Genomic DNA, 13309 nt, shown 5'->3' on the forward strand with positions numbered 1-13309 from the left:
TAATTGATATAAATGAATCAATTAAAAACTATTTTTAACTATTATCAATTGAAATTCAGATGTTTATATTATTAATTTTTAAATTTTTATGCCAAAGACTTGAATTGTCTATCTTCGCGCAATCAAAAAAAAAACTATGAGTCGCCTACTACCCTTACTCTTTATACTTTTTTCGGTTGGTTTATTTTCCCAAAATAGAACTACCTCTACTGGCTTTATAGAAAATAAAGGGCAAGTCATTGATCAGAAAGGCAATCCAAATCCTGCTGTAAAATACTTATTAACCACCAATGGATTAAATGTTCAGCTCAGGAAAAATGGTTTTTCTTATGATGTTTATGAGATGGAAAATAATGCCATAATTAATAGTGATAAAAATTTAACCGATTTAGAGAATCCTAATAAAGACAATGATATCAAAACAAAAATAAAATTTCATAGAATTGATATTAATTTTTTGAACGCTAATAAGAACGCAATTCTTATTGCTGAAGATAAATCTTTAGATTTCGACAATTTTTATAACGCCGTACATACTCCATCTGGACTTATTAACGTATATAAATTTCAAAAAATAACGTACCAAAACATTTATAAAAATGTAGATGTAGTTTTTTTTATTCCAAAAGATTCTACTAAAGTTGTGGAATATAATTTTATAGTGAAACCTGGGGGTAAAGTTTCTGATATTCGCCTAAAATTTAAGGGTGCAGAAACAGATTTATTTGAAAACAAAATAAAAATGAATCTCCGTTTTGGACAAATGTATGAAACTTTGCCCTTGAGTTGGATTGAAGATTCTATTAAAAAACAAGAAATTCAAGTACGTTATAAAAGGTTAAAAGATAACGTTTATGGTTTTGAAGGAGATTTTGAGTCCTCTGATAAAACTATAGTTATTGATCCTGTACCAATACGCTTATGGGGTACTTTTTATGGAGGAGTTGATTCTAGTTATAATGTCTTTAAGGGTGACTTAGAAGCAGATGCCAGTGGAAACTTGTTTTTGGTAGGCTCAACTAATAGCTCGTCCCTAACGTTTGCCTCTTCAGGTGCACATCAGGGAATTTCAAATTCAAATTCTTTAACCGGTTATATAGCAAAATTTACCAGCAGTGGAAATAGAGTTTGGGGTACATATTATGGTGGAAATTCAAGTGATATGATTCACGGTGTTAAGGTGGATTCTCAAAATAATATTATTGTAACAGGTGAAACAAATAGCGCTACAAACATTAGCACATCAGGCACTTATAAAGAGTATTTATCCGGATTTAAAGATGCTTTCGTCTCCAAGTTTAACACCAATGGAGTTTTAATTTGGGGAACTTATTTTGGCGGCGAGGCAGATGATTATTCTTTTGACATTGATGTTGATAATTTGAATAATATTTACATTGTGGGGTCTACTAGAAGCTACACAAATATATCAGTAAATAATAATTTTCAAGTTCTGTTAAACGGTGTTGGAACCATTTCAAATAGTTCGTTTGATGGATTAATTGCAAAATTTGATTCAAATGGACAAATTATCTGGAGTACCTATTGCGGAGGTGACTCCAGTGATGAGCTTAAAACAATTAAAGTTGTAAATAACTTTTTAGTTACTGCTGGTCATACAATTAATAGTTCTAATATAGCAACTTCAGGAGCTCATCAAACAAGTATTGGCTCTTTCATTGATGGAATTATTTATAAATTTTCACTGAATGGAATTAGAGATTGGAGTTCTTATTATGGAGGACAAGGAATTGATAAAATTAGGGCAATTGAAATAGACAGTAATGATGATATATATTTTGGAGGAGATACGAATAGCACAAATAACATTGCGACCTCAGACAGCTTTGATGCTATCAACCAAAACCAAGAAACCGGATTTCTGGTTAAATTTAATAGCTTAGGTCAAAGATTGTGGGGTACATTTTTAGGTTCAGGTGTAAAGTTATATTCTATTAAACAGCGTTTAAACGAAATTTATATAGGTGCAACCGGTAGTAGTGGAATGTTCTCAAACGTATCCATAACAAATAATTGTTCTTATGATCCATCAGGATTTGCAGAAGGTTATATTGGAAAATTTTCCAGTGCTGGAAATTTTATTTGGGGTTCATTCGTAGGTGGTTTTGATCAAAGTTCAGAATCTAAAATCTGCATAAATGGTTCTAAAATTTCTATAGCTGGATCTACCTCAAGTGTAAATAATACTTCAATAACGGACTCTAATTCTTACCAACAAACGTTCACAAGTTCCAGTGCGTACTATTTAATGACATTTGAAGATCTCAATGATTGTAATATCGTTGCACAACCAACTGTGAGTTCTTCTGTATGTATTGGAGAAGAAATACTATTTAGCGCTCCTCCTGGATTTAATTACAATTGGACTGGACCTAATGGATATTCGAGTAACTTACAAAATACTAGTATCAGTAATGCTTTGCCATTAAATACAGGAATCTATAATTTATTACTAACTAATGATTGCAATTGCTTTAAGAATTATACTTTCAATGTTGCCGTAGGAGATATTGAAAGCCCTATTCCAACTATTTCTGATTTACCAGCGCTTATTGGCAATTGCAATACAGTAATAGCTACAATCCCAACGGCTTTGGATAATTGTGCAGGAACTGTGATAGGGACCACAAATGATCCACTTTCATATTCGCTTGGAGGTGTTTACAGCATCAATTGGAATTTTAACGACGGCAATGGAAATAGCAGTATGCAAACGCAAACTGTAACAATTACAGAGACACCAATCCCTATTTCAAATGAAATTTTTTACTATTGTTTGGATCAGAATCCAACTCTAAACGATGTCGCAATTATAGGTCAAAATATTATTTATTATGATGCAATAGCAAATGGAAATACGCTTACAAACACCACGCCATTGCAAAACGGAATTACTTACTATGTATCACAGACTGTAGATGGTTGTGAAAGTTTACGAATTCCTGTTACGGCTACAATTTATGAAACACCTGCTCCAACTGGTGATGCCATTCAAACTTTTTGTGAATCACAAGTTTTGACATTGGCTGATTTTGTAGTTTCAGGAACTGATTTGCTTTTCTATGATGCGTCTTCAATAGGAAATGTACTTCCCCTGACCACTCCTTTAACTAACGGTTTGACGTATTATACTTCACAAATAGTGAATGGCTGCGAGAGTAGTTCTAGACTTGCGTTAGTTGCAACTATTATTAGTGGCGTTCCTGCAACTGATTTCAGTGCGATGCTATGCGATAATTTAAACGACGGTTTTGAAGTAGTAAATTTATCCAGTTATAATTCCGCTTTAATTGCAAACGATGCAGCTTATACCTTCGAATATTATACGAATTTTTCTGCTGCGGAAAATCAAACTTTAACCAACAAGATTACTGCCTTTTCAAACTATGCTTTGCCGACAGGCTTAAACGCCATTTACGTTCGTGTTATGTTTGCCAATTCGTGTTATGAAGTCGTTACATTGGTTTTGGAAGTAATTCCCTCGCCGAGATTGGGCATGGAGGACACTTATGCTGTTTGCGAGAATGGCTTTGTAACCGTTACAGCTGATGCAGGTTTTGATGGTTATCTTTGGTCTACGGGAGAAACTACGCAAGCAATTACAGTAACTCAAGCGGGAAACTTTTCGGTTACTGTAACTAAGTTCACGGGTACTCTAGCTTGTTCTTCTACAAAAAATATCAGTGTTGCAGTATCCGAAAGCGCGACTATTACTTCGGTCGAGACTTCAGATTGGACTTCAAATGATAACGTCATTACTGTTTTTGTAAGCGGTAGTGGTGTTTATGAATATTCAGTTGACGGTCAAAATTACCAAGCCAGTAATCAGTTTTACGGTTTACCAAATGGATTATACACGGTTTACGTAAACGACACACTTGGTTGTGGCGTAGCAGAACAAGACGTATATTTACTCATGTATCCGAAGTTTTTTACACCAAATGGCGACAGTTACAATGATTTTTGGGGCATTAATTTTTATCAAAAAGAATTGAATTTGGTTGTAAAAATCTTTGACCGTTACGGCAAATTCATTAAGCAATTGACGGCTAAAGATCCCTTTTGGGACGGTACATTTAATGGAAACAATTTGCCTGCCACGGATTATTGGTTTACTGTAATTCGACAAGATGGTCAGGAATACAAAGGTCACTTTACGTTGAAAAGATAAATGATAAGCATTTGTTAAACCAAAAATAGTTCAGATAAATTTTAACTATTTTTACAAAAATTTATACATTTCTAAATTATGCCAACCGACTGTATCAGCTACCAAGAATCCGGATATTTTGTTCCTTTAATGAATGATTATTTAGACCAAAAAGAACACTTACAGTCGCTATACAACAGATTTCCAACCCTAGAAAATTTTAAAGAACAGATTGAAGAGAAGGAATCTAATTATCTGAATTCAAATCGAGAAGTACTTTTTTCAGTGTTGAGTAAGCAATATGCATCTATTGCAATTTCAGATTTGACTTCAAAAAACATAAATGATTTAAAGGAATCCAATACTTTTACTGTTACTACAGGCCACCAACTGAATTTATTTACAGGACCTTTGTATTTTTTGTATAAAATTATTTCGACCATTAATTTGACTAACGAATTAAAAGTCGCTTATCCGGATAAAAATTTTGTACCTATTTATTGGATGGCAACCGAAGACCATGATTTTGACGAAATAAATTATTTTAAATTTAAAGGAAAAAAATTGCAGTGGGACAGAGCAAGTGCTGGTCCTGTAGGAAGATTTTCCACGGAAGGTTTAAGTGAAGTTTTAATGCAATTTCAATCCGAATTGGGATTGGGAAAAAATGCGGAGGAACTTAAAAATTTATTCGAAGACGCTTATTTAAAGCATAACAATTTAGCCAACGCCACCCGATTTTTAGCCGATCAGCTCTTTGGTTCGCACGGATTGGTTATTTTGGATGCAGACGATGCCGCTTTAAAAAAGTTGTTTATTCCATATGTTAAGGAGGAATTATTGCACCAAATATCACATAAAAAAGTAGCCGAAACTGCCGAAGTTTTGTCGGATTACAAAATCCAAGTGAATCCGCGAGAAATCAATTTGTTTTACATTGAAGATCATTTTCGGGAACGCATTATTTTGGAAGATACCATTTATGCTGTAAACAATACTGAAATCAAATTCACAGCGCAGGAACTGTTTGAAGAATTAGACAATAATCCTGAAAAATTTAGTCCCAATGTGATCATGCGTCCGCTTTACCAAGAAGTAATTTTGCCTAACTTATGTTATATCGGTGGTGGTGGAGAATTGGCGTATTGGCTGGAATTGAAATCATTTTTTGATGCTTCCAACATTACATTTCCAGCGCTATTATTGCGAAATTCTGTTTTATTGGCTACCGAAAAGCAGGCGAAGAAAGCAGATAAACTTGAACTGAAGTGGAGTGATTTATTCTTGAAACAATTTGAATTGCAAGAAAAAATTGTCAGAAAAGCATCTGATTTTACATTAGATTTTTCAGAACAAAAAGCATTTTTGGAAGCGCAATTTGCCAAACTAAAAGAGATGGCACAACTTACGGATCCTTCCTTTATCGGTGCTGTAAATGCACAAGAGACAAAGCAATTAAAAGGTCTAAATACATTAGAAAAAAGGCTGATTAAAGCGGAGAAAAAACAACATGCGGACCAATTGAACCGAATAATTGAATTGCAAGACGAATTATTCCCCAAGCACAGTTTGCAAGAACGATCGGCTAATTTTTCAGAATTTTATTTGGAAAATGGCACTGAATTGATTGAGAAATTAGTTAAAGTTTTAAAACCGTTAGACAATCGATTTGAAGTAGTAGTGATTTAAGCCAATTATTATTTTCAAATATTTAAAAGAAGCGTTTATTTTTTAATTATAAAAAACTACTTTTGCACCGAATTTAATATAAGAAAAATGGCTACAAATAGAACATTTACAATGATTAAGCCGGATGCAGTTGCAAACGGACACATCGGAAACATTTTGGCAATGATTACAAATGCAGGTTTCAAAATCGTTTCTTTGAAATTAACGCAATTGACTACTGCTGATGCACAAAAATTTTATGACGTTCATGCTGCTCGTCCGTTTTACGGAGAATTGGTAGAATTTATGTCAAGAGGTCCAATCGTTGCTGCAATTCTTGAAAAAGACAATGCAGTAGAAGATTTCAGAACTTTAATTGGTGCTACAAACCCAGCAGATGCAGCAGAAGGTACAATCAGAAAAGCATACGCTACTTCTATTGGAGAAAATGCAGTTCACGGTTCTGATTCAGACGAAAATGCAGCTATCGAAGGTGCTTTTCACTTTGCAGGAAGAGAGCAATTCTAAAAAGAAAGTTGTCGGTTCTCGGTTCACAGTTTTAAATTGATAGTCCGAAAATTGCGCACAAAATATAAATCCGATTCAATTTATTTTGAATCGGATTTTTTTTTATCTTAAAACTACTTCTTTAATAAGATCCCGGCGAAGTTCTTCGTTCAGCATGGCAACTATTTTGGATTTGCCAAAACTTAATTCTTCGCGCAAGACGGCAGAAGAAAGTTCTACGTAAAGAATTGTTCCTTTTAAAACTACGCTTTTGGTATAGCTGTTCACACCGTTTCCCATCAAGGATTGCCAAGCTTCCTTTACGGAAATCTGATTCATTCCTGCTTCCAACCTGTTATCTTTGATGATAAATTTTAGAACATCGCCAACCGTATTGTCGTCTCTGAATCGTTTTGCCATTATTTTATAGTAAAAGGAATTGGTTTCTTATATTGGTATTTAATCTGCTGCTTGTTTTCTAGAATCAATTGTGCTTCAGATAAAGTTACAATTTTTTCTTTCCACGTGGCGTACGCCGTTTTGTAAGAAATATAAGTGCCGTCTGCTAATTTTTCAATTTTGATTTTTTCATCTGCATCATTCACTAAATAGGTTCCGTCAAATTGTGGCGTTACTTTTTTACGAAATCCAGAATCACTTTTAATTTCGAAAAAGTCGATATTTTCATTCATCTTATATTCCTTCTTTGAACCATCTGCAAGCGTAACTTCTTCAATTTCCCAATAGCCGTTAAGCAAATCGAGATTGAAATTTTCAGCTTTTTTGTCTTGGCAGGAAAGCAAGACAAACGCGGTAATTAAAGCAAAGAAGGTATTTTTCATGGGTAAATTTTAAAAAAATAAAATTACTATTTTATTCCATGGTAAAAAAGTAAAGCGCACAAGTAATACTAATTTTTACAGTCTATAAATAGAAGAAAAATTTGGATTAATTACCATAAATTGATCTTGAATGCATAATGTAAAGAATTTTTAAACGTATCTAATTCCATTTGTAAAATTAAGTTGCTACAAATATTTGTAAAAAATCGATTGAAAAATGCTTATCATTTCTTCTACTAAAATAGCTTTCTTAAAATAAATAATGCCGCAATCTGAGCGAATGCGGCATTATATTAGTTTGAGAACTATTTGATACATTTACATATGATCTTTTATTAATTTAAAATGTGTAACGTAAATTCACACCCAACTCACTAAATTTAGCCTCTCCTTCTCCTGTTTGATCTCCAAATATCTTTTTTGCACTGTCGTAATTGATATCGATCCCGTAATGTTTATTAAATCTATATCCTACCTGACAAGTGAAGAATGGACTTCCTCCTAACTCTATATTTCTAATCTGTGTTAAATCTTCATCCCCAGCACTGGATTGATAAAATGGCAACCTGCCTGATACAAAATTCACTCCAACACCCGCGCCTAAAAATACTTCACTGTGTGTTTTAATTTTTTTGTAAAACCGAACACCACCAACGAGATCAAAAAAGTTAGCATCTAATCTGTAAACGCGTCGTAAATCTGCATTGCCAATTTGCGATACAGAGCCCGTTTGCTCAGTAGATCCTTTTGCCTTTTTATACTCAAAGTTGGCATAAATACCTGTAGTTCCAGAGGCAAATAACAACTCTGCTTCACCACCAATGCTAGCCATTCCTATAGTCTCAGGATCTGTAGGATGCTGAATCTTATCCACTCTAAAATTACCTAAATTGTATCCTAGTAAAGCAGAGAAATAAACTCGTGTTTTCATTTCATCGCTATCTTCAAAAGCGATTGACGTACTTCCATTGCACTTGTTGTAATTTTCAAAGATTGAAATAAGTTCCTCCTTATCGTATTGCACTTTGCTAAAGTCTGAAACAGTTTGGTTTTGGCAGCTTAAATTTTTAAACAATTGGTCTTTGAAGGTCGCATTACTCGCTAAATTCATACTAGCTTGGTAATATTGTTTGTACAAAAATTGCTGTGCTACTTCTTCATCGCCTTCCTTTTTCCACAAATATTTGACACCTTGTCCACCATCATAAGCATATAAAGTTGCCTTACCTTCCACTATAACATTCAAGAAAACTATTTTTTCTGTAACGGTAAAATCCTTGCTGTTATTTGACTTGTTAAAAAAACTAACATCATCTACTAACGCCTTCATTTTTACAAATTTCAAGTCCAAACCTGAACCAAATTCTCGTACGACTGATTTTTCAATGTTTTGAATGGGTTGATTGGAGGCTATTTTAAATTCAAAATTTGAAAAAGATGGATCATTGCTCGTTTTAAAAGTATTGGATTTGATGTAACCTTCTACTTTCAGTCCTTGATTGTTGATGTAATATCCTTGCCTGAAGTCCTTCTGTCCAAAGAGCAACACAGAAAACAATAAAGTATTTAAAAGCAATAATTTCTTCATATTTGTCTGATATTAGAATATATATTTAGCAGCAACACTAAATTGTTTGTATGAAGAAGTACCTGGAAGATTAGGCGTTCCAACAATGTCTTTTGTAGTATCGTATGAAAATTCAACGGCATAGTGATTATTGATCAATCCACCTATTTGCAAAACACCATACGCTGAATCACCAAGATTTGCTTTAGTGGCAGTATTTTCAAAAGATGTGTCAGTATTGACGAAAGTTCTAGTTATCTTACCACTCGTATTGTTTACTCCAAATCCTGCACCTGCATACAATTTAGCAAAGCGACTTACGGTTTGATAATATCGTATTCCAATTACAAAATCAATAAAATTACCATCCAATGTGTATCGATCTATATATTCAGTAGTATTAAATTCCGAAAGCATGAACGTTTTTCCAACGCTGGCACTAGCAGAACTGAATTTTACCGTGGCGAATAAAGCAATATTATCAGAAAAAATCATCGCTTCTCCTTCTGCACCAAACTGAACCGATCCAAATGCAACCTCATCTACGGGCAGCTCTAAGTCTTGAAGTTGAAGTTTTGCAAACGTGTAGCCTGCTAAAGCAGCAACTCGGATTGTAAACTTCTTTTTTGTTGTATTACTATAAACGGTAGTGGAACTGTTATTACAAGAATTATACTTTGAAAATACCTTCAGCAAGCTGTCCTGACTGTATTTTATCGTCAGAAAGTCGTTAAAAGTTTGATCTGAACACATTACATTCTTAAAAAGTTGTTCTCTAAAATCAGTACTTTCGGTTAGGTATTTACCAGATTTGTAATATTTTTTGTATAACAACTGTTTTGCAGGTGCTTTCTCTGAAGTAATAGAGTAAAAAAACTTGGTTCCATTTATTCCCTCGTAGCCAAACAGATTTGCCTTCCCTTCCATCAAGACATTCAAAAACACTACTTTGGTTTTAAGTAAAAAATCCTTGTCGGAACTAAAATCTTTAAACAAATTAGTATCATCAAGTTGAACCGTCATTTTTTGATACTTTAGGTCAGTTCCAAAACCAAAAGTAGTTATTGTATTTTTCGATATTTTTTCAGTAGTTGCATTTAAATCTTTTTTAAAATCTAAATTTTCAAAAGAATCGTCGTTGGATTTTCCAAAAGAAAAAGTCTTAAGATAACCTTCTACTCTGATTCCTTGGTTGTCAATATAATATCCTTTTTTAAAATCATTCTGTCCAAAAAGCAACACAGAAAACAGTAAGGCATTTAAAAGTAATAGTTTTTTCATGGTAGTTACAAGCTAAAATTAAGCTTGCAAATTAAGATAATTCATGTTAACTCCATAAAAAAAGCCCAAAATGTTTTGAGCTTTGTTGGTATTGTTGATGGCCGTTTTATTTGAAAAAACTATCTACGAATTCGATTTTATTAAACACTTGCAAATCCTCGATTCCCTCTCCTACTCCAATGTATTTTACAGGAATTTGAAACTGATCTGATATACCAATAACGACACCTCCTTTTGCAGTTCCATCTAATTTTGTAACCGCTAAGCAAGTCACTTCTGTTGCAGCAGTAAACTGTTTGGCTTGTTCAAATGCATTTTGTCCAGTAGAACCGTCTAGTACCAACATTACATCGTGTGGAGCGTCATCGATGACTTTTTGCATCACACGCTTTACTTTAGTAAGTTCGTTCATTAAATTGATCTTATTGTGTAATCGACCCGCTGTATCAATAATGACAACATCGGCATCTTGTGCCACAGCTGATTTCAAGGTATCAAAAGCTACAGAAGCAGGATCACTACCCATTTCTTGACGCACCATAGGAATCCCCACTCGATCTGCCCAAATTTGCAACTGATCAATAGCTGCTGCTCTAAAAGTATCAGCCGCTCCTAATACAACCTTATAACCCGCTTTTTTGAATTGATATGCTAGTTTTCCAATCGTCGTAGTTTTTCCTACACCGTTTACCCCAACCACCATTAAAACATAAGGTTTCTTATTGGCTGGAATTTCGAAAACGGAAGAATTTGTATTATTCGTTTCGGAAAGCAATGCTGCAATTTCATCGCGTAGAATTTGATTTAATTCATCCGTTCCTACGTATTTATCTTCGGCGACTCTTTTCTCAATACGTTTGATGATTTTAAGTGTTGTATTTACACCTACATCAGAGGCTACTAGAATTTCTTCTAGATTATCCAATACATCTTCATCCACTTTTGATTTTCCGGCAACTGCTTTGGTCAGTTTAGAAAAGAAAGAAGTTTTGGATTTCTCCAAGCCTTTGTCAAGCGTTTCTTTGGCTTGCTCGTTTAAACCCGATTCCTTTTTTTCTGACGAAAATATTCTTTTAAAGAAACTCATACTTTTTACTTATCGATTATCGGTTGTCAGCTTACCACAGTACACATACTACTACTGCACCAACACTAGTAATTTAAATCGTACTACTTATTACAACAACCTTACTACTTAAATTCTCGGACAAATATAAAAATAAAAAAGCTACTTTCGAGTGGAAAGTAGCTTTTCTATATATTGTATTTTTAGATTAGTTCTTTTTCAAGAATTCATCTACTAATTCAGGTGCCATAATAGACTCAACGAATGTGTAAGCGCCTGTTTTTGGAGATTTCACCATTTTAATAGCTTTTGATAATCTCTTTGAAGCTGTTTGTAACGATGCTACGGTTTTCTTTGCCATGATTCAAATGTATTTGAATTTTAATGAAATGATAAATACATTGATTTACCCTTTCGTCAAAATTTTAAATTATTACTTAATTTCTTTGTGAACTGTTACTCTTTTCAAGATTGGATTAAATTTTTTAATCTCTAATCTATCTGGAGTATTTTTTTTGTTCTTTGTAGTGATGTATCTAGAAGTTCCTGGAACACCTGATGTTTTGTGCTCTGTACATTCTAATATTACTTGGATTCTATTGCCTTTCTTTGCCATCTTGCTATATGTTTATTGTGGAAGATTTATTTAATAAATCCGTTTGCTTTAGCCGTTTTCAACACAGCCTCAATTCCATTTTTGTTTATTGTTTTTATTGTAGATGCAGCTACTCTCAAAGTAATCCATCTATCTTCTTCCGGAAGATAAAAACGTTTTTTAAGTAAGTTTACAGAAAACTTTCTTTTAGTTTTGTTCATTGCGTGAGAAACATTATTTCCCACCATAGCTCTTTTACCTGTAAGGTCACAAACTCTTGACATTATTCTTATCTTTTATCGTTATTCAAAATCAGGGTGCAAAGAAAAGAAATTAAAACCTTTATACAAAATAATTACTGTACATTTTTTAAAATTTCTTTCTGTAAAAGTTCAAAACTTTTATTTACCGCTCTATCTATCACTTTATCACGGGGTTGGCCAAAGTCAAATTTCTCAACAAAAACTGCGTTCGGAGTTGCTAATGCAATAAAAACAGTTCCAACCTCTTCATTCGTAGCATCTTTGGTAGGTCCCGCATTTCCGGTTACAGCAATGGCGTAATCGGTTTTCAATAATTTTCGAACATTTACAACCATTTCTCTTGCAACTTCTTCGCTCACAACCGAGTGCTTTGCAATAGTTTCTTTTGACACTTGCAAAATCTCTACTTTTACGGCTTCGGAATAGCAAACAATACTTCCTTTAAAATAAGCCGAAGCACCGGGAATTGCAGTGATTCTCTCCGCTATTTTTCCTCCAGTGCAACTTTCGGCTGTAGCCAAGGTTTTATTTTGTTGCACCAACATTCTACCCAAAATCACTTCGATAGACTCACCATCATCAAAGCCAACAATGATATCTCCAATGATTGCTGTAAGTTGCTTAATTTGCTCCGCAAGAACGGTTCTCAAGAGTTCCTCAATAGTTCCTCTGGCTGAAAGTCGCAAACGCACGCGTCCTGGACTTGGCAAATACGCGAGTTTTATAAATACAGGCAAATTATTTTCCCACTCCTCAATTCGCTCTGCAACCATACTTTCCCCTTGACCGTAAGTCATCACGGTTTGATGGATGATAAATGGACGCTCGTACTCTTTAATAATTTTAGGAACAATTACGTTATCCACGATATCTTTCATCTCATAAGGAACACCTGGAAGCGAAATATATACGGTATCCTCCTTCTTCATCCACATTCCTGGAGCAGTCCCATTTGCGTTTGTCAAAATTGTACATTTTGACGGAACCAATGCTTGATCCCGATTCATTTGAGTGATCGGACGTTTGTAAAAACCTTCAATAATTTGTGTAACATGTTGCAGAACTTCTGGATTGATTACCAGTTCGTCTTCAAAATAATCACAAAAAGTTTTCTTTGTAATATCATCTTTTGTTGGCCCTAAACCACCGGTAATTAAAACCAAATCTACTTTGTTTTGCAAATGCGCAAAAGTGTCTAAAATATGCTTTTTATCATCAGAGATCGAAAGCATTTCCGCAATTTCGATTCCGATTTTGTCCAAGGCTTTCGCCATATATGCCGAATTGGTATCTACTATTTGGCCAATTAAAATTTCATCGCCAATGGTTACTATCGCTGCTTTCATAAA

At 34.1% G+C, this 13309-nt stretch carries 12 protein-coding genes; 3 read left to right on the forward strand and 9 right to left on the reverse strand.

The window, feature by feature from the left end; translation table 11 throughout:
- Positions 1 to 136: 136 nt before the first annotated feature.
- The 3 genes from H602_RS19415 (at position 137) to H602_RS0111890 (ending at position 6367) form a co-directional block, all read left to right on the forward strand.
- The gene (locus tag H602_RS19415; RefSeq protein ID WP_026978194.1) at positions 137 to 4192 is read left to right on the forward strand and encodes a DUF7948 domain-containing protein; all 4056 of its coding nucleotides are present in this window, start codon (positions 137 to 139) and stop codon (positions 4190 to 4192) included.
- Positions 4193 to 4270: 78 nt separating this feature from the next.
- Positions 4271 to 5860, forward strand: coding sequence for a bacillithiol biosynthesis cysteine-adding enzyme BshC (gene bshC / locus H602_RS0111885; RefSeq protein ID WP_026978195.1), 1590 nt, complete (start codon positions 4271 to 4273; stop codon positions 5858 to 5860).
- Positions 5861 to 5947: 87 nt separating this feature from the next.
- Positions 5948 to 6367: a nucleoside-diphosphate kinase gene (locus H602_RS0111890; RefSeq protein ID WP_026978196.1), complete on the forward strand. Its 420-nt coding sequence runs from the start codon at positions 5948 to 5950 to the stop codon at positions 6365 to 6367.
- A 102-nt stretch (positions 6368 to 6469) separates the two neighbouring features.
- Here H602_RS0111890 and H602_RS0111895 read toward each other — a convergent pair whose 3' ends face one another.
- The 9 genes from H602_RS0111895 to H602_RS0111940 all read right to left on the reverse strand — a co-directional run bounded on the left by H602_RS0111895 (position 6470) and on the right by H602_RS0111940 (position 13306).
- Positions 6470 to 6766: a DciA family protein gene (locus H602_RS0111895; protein WP_026978197.1), complete on the reverse strand. Its 297-nt coding sequence runs from the start codon at positions 6764 to 6766 to the stop codon at positions 6470 to 6472.
- Complete coding sequence (locus tag H602_RS0111900) at positions 6766 to 7188, reverse strand: lipocalin family protein (RefSeq protein ID WP_026978198.1); 423 nt, start codon at positions 7186 to 7188, stop codon at positions 6766 to 6768. The genes H602_RS0111895 and H602_RS0111900 overlap by 1 nt, the downstream gene beginning before the upstream one ends.
- Positions 7189 to 7528: 340 nt before the next feature.
- Positions 7529 to 8776 carry a hypothetical protein gene (locus tag H602_RS0111905; protein ID WP_026978199.1) on the reverse strand — a complete coding sequence of 416 codons (1248 nt, stop codon included), beginning with the start codon at positions 8774 to 8776 and terminating at the stop codon, positions 7529 to 7531.
- 12 nt (positions 8777 to 8788) lie between these two features.
- Positions 8789 to 10036 (reverse strand): hypothetical protein, encoded by a 1248-nt coding sequence (locus tag H602_RS0111910; protein ID WP_026978200.1) that lies wholly within the window; start codon positions 10034 to 10036, stop codon positions 8789 to 8791.
- A gap of 106 nt (positions 10037 to 10142) precedes the next feature.
- Complete coding sequence (gene ftsY / locus H602_RS0111915; protein ID WP_026978201.1) at positions 10143 to 11123, reverse strand: signal recognition particle-docking protein FtsY; 981 nt, start codon at positions 11121 to 11123, stop codon at positions 10143 to 10145.
- 187 nt (positions 11124 to 11310) lie between these two features.
- Positions 11311 to 11463 (reverse strand): DUF4295 domain-containing protein, encoded by a 153-nt coding sequence (locus H602_RS19675; RefSeq protein ID WP_084404249.1) that lies wholly within the window; start codon positions 11461 to 11463, stop codon positions 11311 to 11313.
- Between the two features lie 72 nt (positions 11464 to 11535).
- Complete coding sequence (gene rpmG / locus H602_RS0111930) at positions 11536 to 11718, reverse strand: 50S ribosomal protein L33 (RefSeq protein ID WP_008253902.1); 183 nt, start codon at positions 11716 to 11718, stop codon at positions 11536 to 11538.
- A 26-nt stretch (positions 11719 to 11744) separates the two neighbouring features.
- Positions 11745 to 11981, reverse strand: a complete 237-nt coding sequence (gene rpmB, locus H602_RS0111935) for a 50S ribosomal protein L28 (protein WP_026978202.1) — start codon at positions 11979 to 11981, stop codon at positions 11745 to 11747.
- A gap of 71 nt (positions 11982 to 12052) precedes the next feature.
- On the reverse strand, positions 12053 to 13306 hold the full coding sequence (locus H602_RS0111940) for a CinA family nicotinamide mononucleotide deamidase-related protein (RefSeq protein WP_026978203.1): 1254 nt from the start codon (positions 13304 to 13306) through the stop codon (positions 12053 to 12055).
- Positions 13307 to 13309 lie beyond the last annotated feature (3 nt).

This window comes from Flavobacterium tegetincola DSM 22377 (assembly GCF_000425485.1).
Classification (GTDB): domain Bacteria; phylum Bacteroidota; class Bacteroidia; order Flavobacteriales; family Flavobacteriaceae; genus Flavobacterium; species Flavobacterium tegetincola.

What these genes read in the sequence shown, in the direction of transcription:
- rpmB (WP_026978202.1), bottom strand. Translation starts at nt 11,981, where the DNA reads ATGTCAAGAGTTTGTGACCTTACAGGTAAAAGAGCTATGGTGGGAAAT.
- ftsY (WP_026978201.1), bottom strand. Translation starts at nt 11,123, where the DNA reads ATGAGTTTCTTTAAAAGAATATTTTCGTCAGAAAAAAAGGAATCGGGT.
- H602_RS19675 (WP_084404249.1), bottom strand. Translation starts at nt 11,463, where the DNA reads ATGGCAAAGAAAACCGTAGCATCGTTACAAACAGCTTCAAAGAGATTA.
- H602_RS19415 (WP_026978194.1), top strand. Translation starts at nt 137, where the DNA reads ATGAGTCGCCTACTACCCTTACTCTTTATACTTTTTTCGGTTGGTTTA.
- H602_RS0111895 (WP_026978197.1), bottom strand. Translation starts at nt 6,766, where the DNA reads ATGGCAAAACGATTCAGAGACGACAATACGGTTGGCGATGTTCTAAAA.
- rpmG (WP_008253902.1), bottom strand. Translation starts at nt 11,718, where the DNA reads ATGGCAAAGAAAGGCAATAGAATCCAAGTAATATTAGAATGTACAGAG.
- bshC (WP_026978195.1), top strand. Translation starts at nt 4,271, where the DNA reads ATGCCAACCGACTGTATCAGCTACCAAGAATCCGGATATTTTGTTCCT.
- H602_RS0111900 (WP_026978198.1), bottom strand. Translation starts at nt 7,188, where the DNA reads ATGAAAAATACCTTCTTTGCTTTAATTACCGCGTTTGTCTTGCTTTCC.
- H602_RS0111890 (WP_026978196.1), top strand. Translation starts at nt 5,948, where the DNA reads ATGGCTACAAATAGAACATTTACAATGATTAAGCCGGATGCAGTTGCA.
- H602_RS0111905 (WP_026978199.1), bottom strand. Translation starts at nt 8,776, where the DNA reads ATGAAGAAATTATTGCTTTTAAATACTTTATTGTTTTCTGTGTTGCTC.
- H602_RS0111910 (WP_026978200.1), bottom strand. Translation starts at nt 10,036, where the DNA reads ATGAAAAAACTATTACTTTTAAATGCCTTACTGTTTTCTGTGTTGCTT.
- H602_RS0111940 (WP_026978203.1), bottom strand. Translation starts at nt 13,306, where the DNA reads ATGAAAGCAGCGATAGTAACCATTGGCGATGAAATTTTAATTGGCCAA.